14 protein-coding genes are annotated in these 14,667 nt (G+C 67.2%); 1 reads left to right on the forward strand and 13 read right to left on the reverse strand.

Annotation, left to right across the window (positions count from 1 at the left end):
- Window positions 1-200, forward strand: a 200-nt coding sequence (locus F6X59_RS27300; protein WP_218572262.1) for an FAD-binding protein, incomplete at its 5' end; no start/stop codon positions are given.
- 64 nt (window positions 201-264) lie between these two features.
- Here the strand turns inward: F6X59_RS27300 and F6X59_RS27305 are convergent.
- From F6X59_RS27305 to F6X59_RS27365, 13 genes are all read right to left on the reverse strand, one after another.
- Complete coding sequence (locus F6X59_RS27305) at window positions 265-438, reverse strand: hypothetical protein (protein ID WP_152959177.1); 174 nt, start codon at window positions 436-438, stop codon at window positions 265-267.
- A 53-nt stretch (window positions 439-491) separates the two neighbouring features.
- Entirely contained in the window at window positions 492-1,532 is a 1,041-nt protein-coding gene (locus F6X59_RS27310) for a Rieske 2Fe-2S domain-containing protein (RefSeq protein ID WP_152959178.1), read from the reverse strand.
- 129 nt (window positions 1,533-1,661) lie between these two features.
- On the reverse strand, window positions 1,662-2,990 hold the full coding sequence (locus tag F6X59_RS27315; protein ID WP_372240559.1) for a DUF1329 domain-containing protein: 1,329 nt from the start codon (window positions 2,988-2,990) through the stop codon (window positions 1,662-1,664).
- 127 nt (window positions 2,991-3,117) lie between these two features.
- Complete coding sequence (locus tag F6X59_RS27320; RefSeq protein ID WP_152959180.1) at window positions 3,118-4,311, reverse strand: LuxR C-terminal-related transcriptional regulator; 1,194 nt, start codon at window positions 4,309-4,311, stop codon at window positions 3,118-3,120.
- A complete protein-coding gene (locus F6X59_RS27325; protein ID WP_152959181.1) occupies window positions 4,301-6,670 on the reverse strand; it encodes an RND family transporter in 2,370 nt (789 codons plus the stop codon). The genes F6X59_RS27320 and F6X59_RS27325 overlap by 11 nt, the downstream gene beginning before the upstream one ends.
- Entirely contained in the window at window positions 6,667-7,662 is a 996-nt protein-coding gene (locus F6X59_RS27330; RefSeq protein WP_152959182.1) for a YCF48-related protein, read from the reverse strand. Before F6X59_RS27330 ends, F6X59_RS27325 begins: the two co-directional genes overlap by 4 nt.
- A 181-nt stretch (window positions 7,663-7,843) precedes the next feature.
- Window positions 7,844-9,052 (reverse strand): acetyl-CoA C-acyltransferase, encoded by a 1,209-nt coding sequence (locus F6X59_RS27335; protein WP_152959183.1) that lies wholly within the window; start codon window positions 9,050-9,052, stop codon window positions 7,844-7,846.
- 6 nt (window positions 9,053-9,058) lie between these two features.
- On the reverse strand, window positions 9,059-9,529 hold the full coding sequence (locus tag F6X59_RS27340; RefSeq protein WP_152959184.1) for a MaoC family dehydratase: 471 nt from the start codon (window positions 9,527-9,529) through the stop codon (window positions 9,059-9,061).
- Window positions 9,530-9,538: 9 nt separating this feature from the next.
- Window positions 9,539-10,324: an SDR family oxidoreductase gene (locus F6X59_RS27345; protein WP_152959185.1), complete on the reverse strand. Its 786-nt coding sequence runs from the start codon at window positions 10,322-10,324 to the stop codon at window positions 9,539-9,541.
- 36 nt (window positions 10,325-10,360) lie between these two features.
- Entirely contained in the window at window positions 10,361-11,239 is an 879-nt protein-coding gene (locus F6X59_RS27350; protein ID WP_152959186.1) for an SDR family oxidoreductase, read from the reverse strand.
- Between the two features lie 35 nt (window positions 11,240-11,274).
- Entirely contained in the window at window positions 11,275-12,426 is a 1,152-nt protein-coding gene (locus F6X59_RS27355) for an acetyl-CoA C-acetyltransferase (RefSeq protein ID WP_152959187.1), read from the reverse strand.
- A gap of 3 nt (window positions 12,427-12,429) precedes the next feature.
- The gene (locus F6X59_RS27360; protein ID WP_152959188.1) at window positions 12,430-13,488 is read right to left on the reverse strand and encodes an acyl-CoA dehydrogenase family protein; all 1,059 of its coding nucleotides are present in this window, start codon (window positions 13,486-13,488) and stop codon (window positions 12,430-12,432) included.
- Window positions 13,489-13,498: 10 nt separating this feature from the next.
- Window positions 13,499-14,662 carry an acyl-CoA dehydrogenase family protein gene (locus tag F6X59_RS27365; RefSeq protein ID WP_152959189.1) on the reverse strand — a complete coding sequence of 388 codons (1,164 nt, stop codon included), beginning with the start codon at window positions 14,660-14,662 and terminating at the stop codon, window positions 13,499-13,501.
- Window positions 14,663-14,667: the final 5 nt, after the last annotated feature.

Here is a 14,667-nt window from a genome sequence, read left to right on the forward strand (position 1 = left end):
AGACCGGCAAGATCGTTGCGCCACAGCTGTACATCGCCGTCGGTATCTCCGGCGCGATCCAGCACCTGGCCGGCATGAAGGACTCCAAGGTGATCGTGGCGATCAACAAGGATGAAGAAGCGCCGATCTTCCAGGTGGCCGACTACGGCCTGGTCGCCGACTTGTTCGAAGCGGTCCCCGAGCTGGAACAACTGGCCTGATCCACGGGTGCAAAAGCCCGGCCCTCAAACGAGGGCCGGGCTTTTGCATTGCGTCCTGCACCGCTCAGCGAACCCCGGGGAACCCCTGGAAGCTCGGCAGAATACTCATGCAACCCGGAATCTGCCGACACGCCCTGGCCCCGGCAGACTCGGGCGCAGCCGAGGCCAGCAACGTCAGGCCGATGATCAACACCACCGACAGCGGCACGCAATAGGCCAGCAAGCGCTGTATCTTCATGACCACCCTCTCGATCTGCCGCCCTGCCAGGCTGGCTGGCAGGGCGCAAGCACTCAGCGTTCATCCACCGTGATGATCTCGCGCCGCTCGGCCATGCTCGCCGGCACCTGGTCTTCGTCGGTGAAGAACTGCTGGTACCACTCGCGCAGCTGGTACACCGGGCCATCGTTCTCGGCCAGCACTGGCTTGTCGATGCGCACCTTGTGCTTCCAGATGTCCACGTCCTGGTAGAACGACTCGCGGTTGCTCTTGACGTAGGCCTTGGCGATTTCGCCGTTCTGCTCGTCAGTCAGGCCCGGCACGCGCTTGACCATGCAACCGAAGCGCAGCACGAAGCTGTCCGGGGTCACCGGCACGTGGCTGTTGAGCAGGATCGCGTGCACCCGCACCTCGCCGAACATCGAACTGAGCTCGGTGAAGTGGGTGGCCGGCCCGTAGTACGCCGACGGCGCAATCAGGTCACCGCCCAGGCGCTCCGAGTCGCCATGGAAGATCTGCCGGCCGATGTGCCCTTCGAACTCGTTGGCGAAATACTTGGTCGGGGTGCCATGCACCGGCCCGAAATGCTGGGCGTCGACCAGGTTGTCGACCAGCTCGCGCGGGTTGGTCTCGATCAGCATGGTGTCGATGTTCCAGTCGTGGATCCACTCGGGGTCGTCCATCTCCGGCAGGTGCGGAATGACCACGCCCGCCTTCGGCGGGCGCCCTTCTGGGTTGTTCCAGACGAACAGCAGGTTGTTTTCCTCGCAGCTCAGCCAGCTGCGGGTCTTGGCCTTGGGCGGTATGCGCTTGCAGTAAGGGATTTCCACGCACTTGCCGCTGGTGTCGTACTTCCAGTGGTGGAACGGGCAGACCACGGTGTCGTTCTCGATGGTGCCCTGGGACAGGTCGGCGCCCATGTGCGGGCAGTACGCGTCGAGAATGCTGATGGCGCCGGCACTGTTGGCGAACGCCACCAGGCGCGTGCCGAACACGTTGAGGGTGTGCAGCTGGCCATCACGGTAGTCGTCGGCCACGCCCAGGCAATGCCAGCCCCGGGCGTAGCGGTGGGTGCGCTGGGCGCTGTCGATGGAGAGTTCGGCGAGTTTGGTCATGTTGTTGTTATTCCTGTAGGGGGTACGCCAATCACCGGCAATACCCCTGCGGTGCCGGGGGGATTACCTGGCAGCTATCTTTGAGCAGCCGTGACGGGCCCTCATCCTTCAATCGGACTAGGCCGGTACTCATTGGCCAAAGCGCCGCGCTGCCTCCGGGCCGAAGTCACGCGGGCTGAAGCCTGGGCGGTTGAGCAGGTAGCCGGTGCGCTGCTGGTTGATCAGGTTGAACGCCAGGTAGCTGCCGGCATTGAGGTCGTGGTACAGGCCCACGCCTGCCTGCGGCCGTTGCGACTCGTAGGCATAGAAGTAGTTGACCATCGAAGTCCGCCACAGCTCGCCACGGTTGTCGTAGTTGTCGGCCAGCATCGGGAACCAGGTGTCCTCGTCGATGTACAGCTTGCGCTTGCCATACAAGTGGCGATAACCCGGCTTCAGCGTGCCTTCCAGTTCCCACACCCGGTGGCGCTCGTAGCGCATGGCCTGCGGGCTGATGTGCCCGGGTGTGAGCAGGTCGGCGTACTTGAGGGCCGGCGCATGCAGGCGGTAGGCGTTGTAGGGGATGAACATTTCCCGTTTGCCGACGATCTTCCAGTCGTAGCGCTGGCCCGAGCCGTTGAACAGGCGTACCTCGTCCACGGTGATCGAGCCACCACTGCCGGGGAACGACATGTCGAAGCCATACCCGGGCGACTGCCGCACCCGCCGCGTGCCCGGGTCGTAACGCCAGGCCTGGCGTGGTTCGGTCTTGTCGTTCCAGAACTCGGTGCCGGTGTTGATCTCGCCCTTGTCGCGTTGCGGCAACAGGGTTTCGTTGAGGTAGAACGACGAGTTGCCCAGCGTGTCACCGACCTTGCCCGGCTCCAGCGCCGGCGCCAGGTTGCGCGAATGCACGCGGCCCCAGTTGATGTTGCCGTCCTTGAGCACGTAGGCGTTGTCGGAGGTGTATTCCTCGGTCCAGGCCCGCAGGGTGAAGGTCGAGGCATTCTTCAGCAGCTCCAGGCCGCTGCGCGGTACCGGGAATGGCGTGCCGCCGGTCTTGCCGACCACGCCTTCGCCATCGTCCACCAGTTTGGCCAGCTTGGCGTTCTCGCGGGTCGCCTGGCACACCGCATCGTCGAAGCGGAAATCCCGGTGGCTGGGATAAACCGGCATCTTGAAGGTGGCCGGGTACAACTTGAACAGTGCCTTCTGCCCATCGGACAGGGCGTCGGCGTATTGCCCCAGGTTGTCGGCAGTGATCACGAACAAGGGCTTTTCATCAGGGTACGGGTCGACCGGGTGCTGGCCGGTGCCCTTGAACGCAACGTGCGGCGGCACGCCCAGCCACTTGCCGGAGAATGGCGGGATGCTGCCGTCGGCATTGCCGCTGGGGTCGGCGCCGACACAGGTCAGGTCCTTGCCCAGGCGCTCGACATCCTCGGGCGCGGCCAGCGCCACACCCGGCGCCGCAGCCATCAGCAGCAGGCTCAGGGCCAGGCCGTGGCGCGCCAGAATACTCTCGGTCATTGTTGTTCTCCTTGGTTACCGATAGCGGTGGCCCAGTATCGGCAGGCCCTCGCGGCAGCAGCATCGTCCGCTCGGACTAACGCATCTGCGCCGCCAGGCTGCCGGGCTCGCCCAGCGCGACCACGCTGTTGAGCATGATCCGCACCAGCTCGGTCTGGCGCCGTACCCCGGTCTTGGAGAAGATCGAGCGCAGGTGCGCGCGCGCCGTGTTGCGGCGGATGTTGAGCCGCTCGGAAGCCTCTTCCAGAGACAAGCCGTTGGCCAGCTCCAGGGCCAGGCCGGTTTCTGCCGGGGTGAGGTTGTACAACTGCGCGGTCACCGTGTTGCTGGCCAGCGACTTGCCCACCGCGTCGCGCACGTACACCACCACGGTCGGCTTGCCCTTGCCCTCGACCAGCTCCTGGGACGGCACCAGCTCCACCACCACCCCCAGGTTGACCTGCCCGGAGGGGCGCGACACCGACAGCGCCTCGGCGCCCTGGGCGGCCAGGTTGCCCTGCCGGCTGCGCTGGAAGGCGCTGCGCACCAGCCGGCCCAGCTCGCGGTTGTCGCTCGGGTAGGTGGCCTCCAGGCGCCCGCCCACCAGCTTCAGCCCGTCGTTGCTGTCGAGGATCTCGCGGGCCACCGGGTTCAGTTGCAGCACACTACCGGTCTCGTCGAGCATGATGGTGGCGACGGCCAGGCGGTTGATGGTTTGCGAGTACAGCGTGCCCAGCGAGGCGCTGCGGTCCAGCAGTGCATGCATGTGCAGGGCCCGGCGCAGGTGCGGCACCAGCATCGCGCACAGCGCCCGCTCCAGCTCGCCGAAACGCGCCTGCCCACGCGGGCGGTTGATGCGCAGGCGCAGGGTGCCACCGTCGGGCATGCTGATGTCGACGCCAAGCATGTGGAAACAGCCATAGGGTGCGCAATACAGCAGGTAGAACGACGAACAGGCCCATTCGGCATCGCTCATCAGCTCGTCGACGGTGAACACCCGGTCCACCGGCAGCCGGTCGAACAGCGAAGCCTTCTCACAATAGGCGAAATGGTTGACGCCACCCTCCCCCGGTTCCACATCGCCAGCGACCATCATCGGTGACAGCAACGGCTCATCGAGCACCCGCAGGATCAGCGTCACATAGCTGGCCGCAAACAACCCGCGCAGCTGGCGCAAGGCCTCGTTGAGCCGCTGGGTATCGAGCGCCGCATCGTACATGTTGCCGATCAGCCGCTCATACTCGCCGAGCTCGATGCCCAACTGGTCCAACACCTGGGCATTAGACAGCATGGGCAGGCTCCAGATCAGACGCGCGGGCCACCAGCGGCCGGTCGCGGTCGAACCAGGCTGCCAGCGCCGGCAGCAGGAAGATCGCGCCGAATACGTTCACCAGGAACATGAACGCCAGCAGGATGCCCATGTCGGCCTGCAGCTTGAGCGGCGCCAAGGCCCAGGTGCCGACGCCAATCGCCATGGTCAGGGCGGTGAACACTGCCGCCGTGCCGCGCTGGCACATGGCGCGGTAGAAGGCGTTGCGCAGCGGCTGGCCGGCCGCCATTTCATGCTGGATGCGTTCATAGAGGTAGATGCCGTAGTCCACGCCCACCCCGACGCCGAGCGCCATCACCGGCAAGGTGGCGACCTTCAGGCCAATACCCAGCAGCGCCATCAGCGCATTGCACAGGATGGCCACGATGCCCAGCGGCACCACGATGCACAGCACCGCGCGCAGCGAACGGAAGGTCAGCAGGCAGAACAGCCCCACCGAGCAGAACAACGCCGCCAGCATCCACGCCTCGGCATGCTTGACCGCTTCATTGGACGCCGCCATGACCCCGACATTGCCCCCGGCCAGGTGGAAGCTCGCCTGTGGCACCTGGACGCTGGCGATGATGCGCCGCGCCTCGTTGACCACATGGGCCACGGTCGCGCCCTCGTGGTCGTTGAGGAACACCAGCACCTGCATGCGCCGGCAGCCCTCGGTGACCAGCCCGGAGTCCGGGCTATAGGCCATCGAGCCTTGCTGCAGGCCCCGCGAAGAACCGGGGATGGCGGCCCAGCGCGGGTTGCCTTCGTTGTTGCCGGCGATCATCGCCTTACCCAGACCAGCGACGCTCTGCACCGACTGCACCCCCGCAACCTGGCGCATCTGGAAGTCGAAGGCTTCCACTGCACGCATCACCGCCGGGGCCAGGCAGGCTTCGTCACTGCCGTGGGTCTGCACGAACACTGCCAGCACATCCAGGCCGATGGCATAGCTGCCGACGATGCGCTGGTTGTCCTGGTTGTAGCGTGAATCGGCGCGCAGCTCCGGTGCGCCAGGGCCGATGTCGCCCACCGCCAGTTGCCGCGCCTTGAACACACCCGCCCCCAGCAACAGCAGGCTGACCGCGAACACCGCCAGTGCCGGCCGCGGCTGCGCCAGTGCCGACAGGCGCCACCACAGCGGATGCTGGCGCGTCTGCGCCGGCGCCTGGGCACGCCCCGGCGTGGTCGGCAGGTACGACAGCACCAGGGGCAACAGCATCTTGTTGGTGATGATCATCAGCATCACCCCCAGGCAGGCGGTCACGCCCAGCTCGTGGACGATGGGGATGTCGATCAGCATGATCACCGCGAACCCCAGGGCATTCATCAGCAAGGCCAGCGAGCCCGGGATGAAGATCTTGCAAAACGCCGAATGCGCCGCCTGCAGCGCCGTCGCACCGGCCAGCAGGTCCTGCCTCCAGGCGTTGGTCATCTGCACCGCATGGGACACGCCGATGGAGAAGATCAGGAACGGCACCAGCACTGACATCGGGTCGATACCCAGGCCCAGCAACGGCAACAGGCCCAGCAGCCAGACCACCGGCAGCAGCGCCACCAGCAACGCCACAAGGGTCAGGCGCAGCGAGCGCGAGTAGGCCCAGAGCAACGCTGCGGTGATCAGGAAGGCGACGACGAAGAACAGCAGCACCGTGCTCAGGCCTTCCACCACATCGCCCACCAGCTTGGCAAAGCCCACCACGCTGATCTCGATGTCGGCGCTGTCATAGCGCGCACGGATGTCTTCCAGGCGCTTGGCGACCTCCACATACGACACCGGCTGGCCGCTGCGCGGGTCGCTGTCCTGAAGGTCGGCGCGCACCAGCGCCGCCCGCTGGTCGTTGGCCAGCAGGCGGCCGGCCTGGCCGGCACGGGCGGCATTGCTGCGCACCTTCTGCAAGTCCTCGGCAGTGCCGGCGTACTGCGGTGGCACCACCAGGTCGCCGACAAAGCCCTCTTCGGTCACCTCCACATAGCGCACGTTGGGGGTGAACAGCGAGGTCACGCTCGGCCGGCTGACGCCGGGGATGAAGAACACGTCATCGGTGACCTGTTGCAGCACCTTGAGGAATTGCGGGTTGTACAGGTCGCCCTCACCCTTCCAGCGCACGCTCACCAGCAGCCGGTTGGCCCCGGTGAACACCCGGCCGAAGTCGAGAAAATTGCGCATGTAGTCGTGGCGCACCGGGATCTGCTTGTTGAACCCGGGATCGAGGCGTACCTGGGTGGCGTTGTAGCCCAGCGCCAGGGTGACCAGCAGGAACACCCCAAGCCAGGTACGCCTCGCGCCGAGCAAGCGGTCGGCACAACGGCGCACCCAGCGCTCGCTGCGGGCGCCGCTCATGGCCGCGCCTCCTGGCTCAGCGCCACGTCAGGTTGTGCGCCCTGGAACACGCCACGTTCACCGGCTACCAGCAGGTGGCGGCCGCTGAGGCCCACTGCCGACGTCAAGGTACCCACGCCACTGAGCTGGTCGATGCCGAGCAGGTCACCCTCGGCATCCAGGTGAATCAGCCGGCTGCCGCCGCCCACCAGCACCAGCCCGGCCTGCCCCGGCAAGCGCGCGTGGCCGTAGATGGGCTGGCTGCTACCCACCTCAAGCTGCTCCCAGCTGTCGCCGAAGTCGCGGCTGCGAAACACATGGCCCCGCATGCCGTAGGCCAGCCAGGTGCTGGTCGAGAGGCGCACCACCCCGAACAACGAGCCATTGTAGAAGGCCGGCAGCTGCTGCCAGTGCTGGCCGCCATCGCGGGTGCGCAGCACCAGGCCCTGCTCGCCGACCAGCATCTGGTGGCCGTCGGCGCCGCCGTCGAGGCCATTGAAGTGGGCACCATCACCGGGCATCTCGCGCGCGGCCCAGTGCTCACCGGCATCGTCGGAGACCAGGAACTTGCCATAGCTGCCGTAGGCCACCACCTGCTTGCCGTCTGCGCTCCACACGCCCAGCAGCGGCTCGCCGAGGTCGGCGTCGTAGTGTTTTTCCTGCCAGGTCTGGCCGGCATCGGCCGAGCGCAGGATCCAGCCATCGTGGCCGACTGCGACCAGCACCTGCTCGCTCAGGGCGACCACGCCGGTCAGGGTCACCTCGCGCCCGGCGCCGGGCTGGCTGGCTTGCCAGCTGCGGCCACTGTCGCGGCTGGCCAGCAGCGTGCCGCGTTCACCGACGGCGATCAGTCGGTCACCGCTGCTGATCAGCGCATTGACCTGGACCCGGTCGGCCAACACCTCGGTGATTGCCAGGGGCGCGGGTTGACGGGGGGCGAAGGCAAAGAGCACGGCGGCGATGACGATGGCGCTCATGGCATAGCCGGTCAGCTGGCGCGAGGCAGGCTTCATTGGGTGACCCTCTTGGAATTGTGCCTGGATGATCCGGCTGCGGGTGGCTGGGGGGCATCGTCCAAATGGGGTAGCGGGGTTTGCCGTTAAACGTGTTCGCCGCCAGAGGTGCAGCGCCTGGGAAATCGAGCCCGCGCGGGCGGCGCTCGATCTCACAGGCGCTGAAAATCTCAAGCCAGGCTCAAGGCAACTCAAACAACCCCGCCGCCCCCATCCCGCCACCGATACACATCGCCACCACCACAAACCGCACCCCGCGCCGGCGCCCTTCGAGCAACGCATGGCCGACCATGCGCGCACCCGACATGCCAAACGGATGCCCAATGGCAATCGCCCCGCCATTCACATTCAACCGCTCGGGCGGGATCTCCAGCGCATCCCGGCAATGCAGCACCTGGCAGGCAAACGCCTCGTTGATTTCCCACAGGCCAATGTCCGCCACCCCCAGGCCAAAGCGCTTGAGCAACTTGGGCACCGCCAGCACCGGCCCAATGCCCATCTCCTGCGGCGCACAACCGGCCAAGGCGATACCGCGATAGATGCCCAACGGCGTCAACCCTCGCCTGCGCGCCTCGGCACGGCTCATCAGCAGGCTGGCCGACGCACCATCGGAAAACTGCGAGGCATTGCCCGCCGTGACGAACTCGCCGTGGCTCACCCACTTGCCGTCCTTCCACACCGGCTTCAACGCGGCCAGGTCCTCCAGGCGGGTGCCCGGGCGGTTGCATTCGTCACGCTCGACGCGCACCCGCTGATGCCCGGCGGGCTGGCCGTCCTGGTCGAACAGCAGCTTGTCGACCTCCAGCGGCACCAGCTCTTCGTCGAACAACCCGTCACGCTGGGCCGCTGCGGTGCGCAACTGGCTCTGCAGCGAATATTCATCCTGTGCGGCGCGGCTGATGCCGTAACGGCGCGACACGATCTCGGCGGTCTCCAGCATCGGGATATAGGCGTCCGGCATCACCGCCTGCACCGCCTGGGACTGGGCCCGGTAGCTGTTCTTGTGCTTGGTCTGGGTCAGCGACAGCGACTCCACGCCACCGCCGATGGCAATGTTCAGCTCGCCAGTGACGATGCCCTTGGCGGCCATGCCGATGCTGATCAGGCCAGAGGCGCACATGCGGTCCACGGCCATGCCCGGCACGCCGTGGGGCAGCCCGCCGGTATAGGCACACAGGCGGCCGATGTTGTAGCCCTGGGTGCCCTGCTGCACAGCGGCGCCCATGATCACATCGTCGATGGCCGCAGCCTCGACCCCGCTGCGCTCGACCACGGCACGCACCACGTGCCCGCCCAGTACAGGGGCCTCGGTGTCGTTGAACGACCCACGGAACGACTTGGCCAACGCGGTACGTGCGGTGGCAACGATGACAGCTTCATTCTGGTCCATGACGGCTCACTCGGTAACGGGGTTGAAGGTGTAACGGCTGATGGTGTCGATCACGCAGCCCGGGCGGCTTTCGCCTTCGATCTCGACACTGACCCGCACCACCAGCTGCACGCTGTCGGCCAACTGTTCGGCACGCAGGATCTGGCCGTGGCCACGCACCCGCGCACCAACGCGCACCGGCGCCGGGAAGCGCACCCGGTCGCTGCCGTAGTTCACCCCCATGGCCAGGTTGTCGATGGTCAGCAGTTGCGGCAGGAACAGGTTGACCAGCGACTGGGTCAGGTAACCGTGGGCAATGCACGCGCCGAACGGGCCTTGCGCGGCGCGCTGCGGGTCGACATGAATCCACTGGTGGTCGCCCGTGGCTTCGGCAAACAGGTCGATGCGCGGCTGGCTGATGGTCAACCACTCGCTGTGACCCAGGTCGGTGCCCTCGGCGGCAAGCAAGGCCTGGGCACTGTTGAAGACATGATTCATGGGCGCTCCTCAGGCTTGCTGCGAACTGACCGACAACACTTCACCGACCATGTACGACGCGTAGTCACTGGCCAGGAACATCATCACGTTGGCGACTTCCCAGACCTCGGCGGCACGGCCAAAGGCCTCGCGGCTGGCCAGGCTGGCCAGCAACGCTTCGCTGGAAGCCTTCTTGAGGAAGTCGTGCAGGGCAATCGACGGCGACACCGCGTTGATGCGCACGCCATGTTCAGCGGCCTCCAGCGCGCTGCAGCGGGTCAGCGCCATCACCCCGGCCTTGGCCGCGGCATAGTGGGCCTGCTCTTTCTGCGCCCGCCAGCCGAGCACCGAAGCGTTGTTGACGATCGCCCCGGCGCCGCGCCGCTGCATGTGCGGCAGCATCGCCCGGGTCATGCGGAAGGTGCCGGTCAGGGTCACATCCAGCACCCGCGACCACTCCTGGTCGCTCATTTCGACCACGGCCCGCTGGCCGCCGAGCCCGGCGTTGTTGATCAGCACATCGACGCCGCCCAGCAGGCCCTCGGCGCGGTCAACCAGGGCCTGCACATCGGCCTCCACGGTGACGTCGCACAACTGGCCGTAAATGGCCTGCAGGCCGGTTTCTGCCTTCAGGCGCGCCACCGCCTCTTCCAGCCGGCGTGGGTGCACATCGGAAATCATCAGCGCCCGGCAGCCTTCCTCGGCGCTGCGCCGGGCCGCCGAATAACCGATACCGGCACCGGCGGCAGCAGTGATCAGCACCGACTTGCCGGCCAGCAGCTGGTGGCCGGGTACATAAGGGGGAACGTGTTTCATGGGGCTTTCCTCGATTCGATGGTTTGCAGGCGCTGGTCAGCTGCCCCAGACCCGTTGTGCGGCGGGTGCCTGGGCCAGGATCTGCGCCACTGCCGGGCCGATTTCCTCGACCTGCCAGCGCCCGCCCTTGTCCTGGGTGGTGCCGGTGCGCCAGCCATCGGCCAGCGAGATCCGCCCGCCCTGACTTTCGAACACCTGCCCGGTCACCTGGGCCGACTCGACACTGCCCAGCCACACCACCAGCGGCGCGACGTTTTCCGGCGCCCAGGCATCGAAGCTGCCGTCCTCCGGCGCCTTGACCACATCCGGCATCGCGCTTTCGGTCATTGCCGTGCGCGCGGCCGGTGCCAGGGCATTGGCGGTGACCCCGTAGCGCGCCAGCTCGGCCGCCTGCACCAGGGTCAGCGCGGCGATGCCGCCCTTGGCCGCGGCATAGTTGGACTGGCCGATCGAGCCCTGCAAGCCGGCCCCGGAGCTGGTGTTGATGATCCGCCCGGCCACTGGGGTCCCGGCCTTGGCCAGGTCGCGCCAGCGGCGCCCGAGCAAGTTGGCCAGGCAGTAATGGCCCTTGAGGTGCACGCGCATCACCAGGTCCCAGTCGTCCTCTTCCAGGCTGATGAACATGCGGTCACGCAGCACCCCGGCGTTGTTGACCAGCACGTGCACTTCGCCGAACGCCGCCAGCGCGGCGTCGATGATGCGCTGGGCGCTGGCCAGGCTGGTGATGTCGTCGCTATTGCCAATGGCCTGGCCACCGCTGGCACGGATCTCTTCGGCCACCGCCTGGGCCGCCTCGGCACGGATGTCGTTGACCACCACCTGAGCGCCCTGCGCGGCAAATGCCAGTGCGTAGGCGCGCCCCAGACCGCCGCCAGCACCGGTGATGATCACCGTGCGGCCTTCACATATCGCCATGTCTGAATCCTTTTTCCTGGAATGAAGAGCGCAGCTCAAAGGCGCTCGATGATCGTCACGTTGGCCTGGCCGCCGCCCTCGCACATGGTCTGCAAGCCATAGCGGCCACCGCTGCATTCCAGTTCGTTGAGCAGCGTGGTGGCCAGCCGGGCGCCGGTCGCGCCGAGCGGGTGGCCAAGGGCGATGGCACCGCCATTGACGTTGGTGCGCGCCGGGTCGTAGTCGAGCTCCTTGCTCCAGGCCATCACCACCGAGGCGAACGCTTCGTTGATTTCCACCCGGTCGATGTCGGCCATGCGCAGGCCGGTGCGTTGCAAGGCCCTGCGAGTGGCGGCGATGGGCGCGGTGAGGTGCCAGATCGGGTCGTCACCGAGCACCGTCAGGTGGTGGATACGCGCCCTCGGGGTCAGGTCGTAGCGCTTGAGCGCGGCCTCGGAGACCACCAGCAAGGCCGCCGACGCATCACAGGTCTGGCTCGACACCGCTGCCGTGATCGCCGGGAACTGCGGATCGACCGGCTGCAGCTCGGCCATTTTCGCCAGGCTGCTCTGGCGCGGTGTTTCATCCACGTTCAGCCCCTGATAGCCGACGATCTCCCGGGCAAAGCGCCCGCTGGCAATCGCCGCCAGCGCCCGCTGGTGGCTTTGCAGGGCGAACGCCTCCATCTGCTCGCGACTGATCTGCCAATGATCGGCAATGCGCTGCGCGGCATAGAACTGGTTGACCGGTTGCGTGCCGAAACGCGCCCGCCAGCCTTCGCTGCCGCTGAACGGGTCGGCAAAACCCAGCGGCTGCCCGGCGAGCATCGCCGAGGAGATCGGAATGCGGGTCATGGTCTGCACGCCGCCGACCGCCACCACATCCTGGGTGCCGCTCATCACCGCCTGGGCGGCGAAGTGCAGTGCCTGCTGCGACGACCCGCACTGGCGATCGACCGTGGTACCCGGCACCGACAGCGGCAGCCCGGCGGCCAGCCAGCTGGTGCGGGCGATGTCACCGGCCTGGGCGCCAATGGTGTCGACACAGCCAAAGATCACGTCGTCGTAATCCTCGGCCGGGATGGCATTGCGCGCCACCAGGGCCTTGAGCACATGCGCGCCCAGGTCGATGGCGTGCACCTCGGCCAGCGCGCCCTTGCGCTTGCCGGTGGGGCTGCGCAGCGCATCGACGATATAAGCCTGAGCCATGTGCTACTCCTCGAAGGTATGCCCCGGCCCAAGCCGGGTGTTGTCGGCGAACAGGAAGGCACCGACACGGGACTTGTGGAAACCGCGGTCGCCCCAGGACGCATCCAGCGCCCAGGCCCGCTTCATGAACATCTGCAGGTCGACTTCCCAGGTGTACCCCATCGCGCCATGCACCTGGATGCCCTGGCGCGCCGCCAGCCAGCTGGCTGCGCAGCACGCCAGGCGGGCCTGCGAAACCCACACCGAGGCGTTCGCCTCGCCCTGGGCCAGGCCATGGGCGGCGCGGTACAGCACCGGCTTGGCCTGTTCGATCTGGCGCGCCACGTCGGCCAGGTGGTGCTTGACCGCCTGGAAGCTGCCGATCGGCCGGCCGAACTGCTTGCGCTGGGCCACATAGTCCACCGACAGGTCGAGCATGCGCTGGGCCAGGCCGAGCAACTGCCCGGCCACCGACAGCGCACCGCGGTCGAGCATTTGCGCCTGCAGGCGCCGGCCCTGCTCGCCACTGGCCAGCAGGGTTTGCGGCGTCGGGTGCCAGCTCACCTGGCCGAGGCGCCGCGAGGCGTCGATGCTCGGGTTGGCCTGCACATCCACCGCCGCACGCGGCACCAGGTGCAGGTCGTCGCCGGCCGGCAGGATCAGCACCTCGGCCAGCTGGGCATCGCTGACCAGCGGGTTGATGCCGTGGCTGATCGCCAGGCGCACGCTGCCCTCGGCAATGCGCGGCAGCAGCTCGGCCCGCGCCGGGTGGCCGGGGTCGAGGCTGGCCAGCAGGCCGGCGGCCACGTAGGCGGTGTCGGCCAGCGAGTCGGGGATGCCGTAGTAGCCCAGCTCCTGGGTCATCAGCGCCCAGGCCACGTCGTCCATGCCCAGCCCGCCTTCGGCTTCGGGCACCGACAGCGCGGTCAGGCCCTGGGCGGCGATGCGGTTGCGCAGGTCCGGCGAGCGCCCGGCGTCGGTTTCCCAGATTTCCCGGAGCATCTCCGGGGCGGCTTCGGTCATCAGGAAACGGCTGATGGCTTCGCGAAACGACAGCTGGTCATCGGTAAAGGTGAAGTCCATGGCCTGGTCCTTACTTGGGCAGGCCGAGCATGCGCTCGGCAATGATGTTGCGCTGGATCTCGTTGGTGCCGGCGTAGATCGGCCCGGCCTGGGCGAACAGGAAGCCTTCCAGCCAGGCCGTCGCATCCACCGCCGCCGGCGCAGCAGCCAGCAGCTCGCCACGGGCGCCCAGCAGGCGCATGGCGGTTTCGTGCATTTTCAGGTCGAGCTCCGACCAGATGATCTTGTTGATGCTCGACTCGGCACCGATCTGCTCGCCGCGGGCCAGCCGCCCCACCGTGTGGTAGGCCGACAAGGCATAGGCTTCGGCGCCCATCCAGCAGTCGATCACCGCATCGCCCAAGGCCGGGTCGCGCACGGCGCTTTCCGGGTGGGCCTTGAACAGCTCCACCAGCTTGCGCGCGGTGTACTGGAAGCGCGCCGGCGAGCGCAGCAGCAGCCCGCGCTCGAAGCCGGCGGTGGCCATCGCCACATGCCAGCCCTGGCCCTCGGCGCCGATGCGGTTGCTCACCGGCACCCGCACGTCGTCGAAGAACACTTCGGCGAAGGCGTCCTTGCCGTTGAGCGCCTTGATCGGGCGAATGCTGACCCCCGGCGCATCCAGCGGCACCATCAGGAACGACAGGCCATGATGGCGGCTGGAGCCGGGTTCGCTGCGGAACAGGCCGAACAGCCAGTCGGCGAAGATCGCCCGGGTCGACCAGGTCTTCTGGCCATTGAGCACGTAGTGGTCGCCGTCGAGCAGCGCCTTGCTGGTGATCGCCGCCATGTCCGAGCCGGCGTTGGGCTCCGACCAGCCCTGCGCCCACATGTCGATGCTGGCCGCCATGCGCGGCAGGAAGCGGCGCTTCTGCTCGGCCGTGCCGAACTCCATCAGGGTCGGGCCGAGCAGCAGCTGGCCGTTCTGGTTGACCCGCATCGGCGCCCCGGCGCCGTAATACTCTTCCTCGAAGATCAGCCATTCGGTCAGGTCGCAGCCGCGCCCGCCGAGCTCGGCGGGCCACATCACCATCGACCAGCGACTCTCGAACAGCCTGGCCTCCCAGGCGCGGTGTTGCTCGAAGCCCTCGCGGGTGTCGTAGCTGGCCAGCGGCTCGCGTGGCAGGTTGTCAGCGAGCCACGCCCGCACTTCGGCGCGAAAGGCCTGCTGCTTGGGGGTATAGGTCAGTTGCATGGCGT

The organism is Pseudomonas sp. MN1F (genome assembly GCF_009391885.1).
Taxonomy (GTDB): Bacteria; Pseudomonadota; Gammaproteobacteria; order Pseudomonadales; family Pseudomonadaceae; genus Aquipseudomonas.

Bases quoted from the DNA above. Each gene is read 5' to 3' on its own strand.
- F6X59_RS27335 (WP_152959183.1), bottom strand. From the start codon at position 9,052: ATGGACCAGAATGAAGCTGTCATCGTTGCCACCGCACGTACCGCGTTG.
- F6X59_RS27330 (WP_152959182.1), bottom strand. From the start codon at position 7,662: ATGAAGCCTGCCTCGCGCCAGCTGACCGGCTATGCCATGAGCGCCATC.
- F6X59_RS27325 (WP_152959181.1), bottom strand. From the start codon at position 6,670: ATGAGCGGCGCCCGCAGCGAGCGCTGGGTGCGCCGTTGTGCCGACCGC.
- F6X59_RS27355 (WP_152959187.1), bottom strand. From the start codon at position 12,426: ATGGCTCAGGCTTATATCGTCGATGCGCTGCGCAGCCCCACCGGCAAG.
- F6X59_RS27340 (WP_152959184.1), bottom strand. From the start codon at position 9,529: ATGAATCATGTCTTCAACAGTGCCCAGGCCTTGCTTGCCGCCGAGGGC.
- F6X59_RS27365 (WP_152959189.1), bottom strand. From the start codon at position 14,662: ATGCAACTGACCTATACCCCCAAGCAGCAGGCCTTTCGCGCCGAAGTG.
- F6X59_RS27360 (WP_152959188.1), bottom strand. From the start codon at position 13,488: ATGGACTTCACCTTTACCGATGACCAGCTGTCGTTTCGCGAAGCCATC.
- F6X59_RS27350 (WP_152959186.1), bottom strand. From the start codon at position 11,239: ATGGCGATATGTGAAGGCCGCACGGTGATCATCACCGGTGCTGGCGGC.
- F6X59_RS27305 (WP_152959177.1), bottom strand. From the start codon at position 438: ATGAAGATACAGCGCTTGCTGGCCTATTGCGTGCCGCTGTCGGTGGTG.
- F6X59_RS27345 (WP_152959185.1), bottom strand. From the start codon at position 10,324: ATGAAACACGTTCCCCCTTATGTACCCGGCCACCAGCTGCTGGCCGGC.
- F6X59_RS27315 (WP_372240559.1), bottom strand. From the start codon at position 2,990: ATGGCTGCGGCGCCGGGTGTGGCGCTGGCCGCGCCCGAGGATGTCGAG.
- F6X59_RS27320 (WP_152959180.1), bottom strand. From the start codon at position 4,311: ATGCTGTCTAATGCCCAGGTGTTGGACCAGTTGGGCATCGAGCTCGGC.
- F6X59_RS27310 (WP_152959178.1), bottom strand. From the start codon at position 1,532: ATGACCAAACTCGCCGAACTCTCCATCGACAGCGCCCAGCGCACCCAC.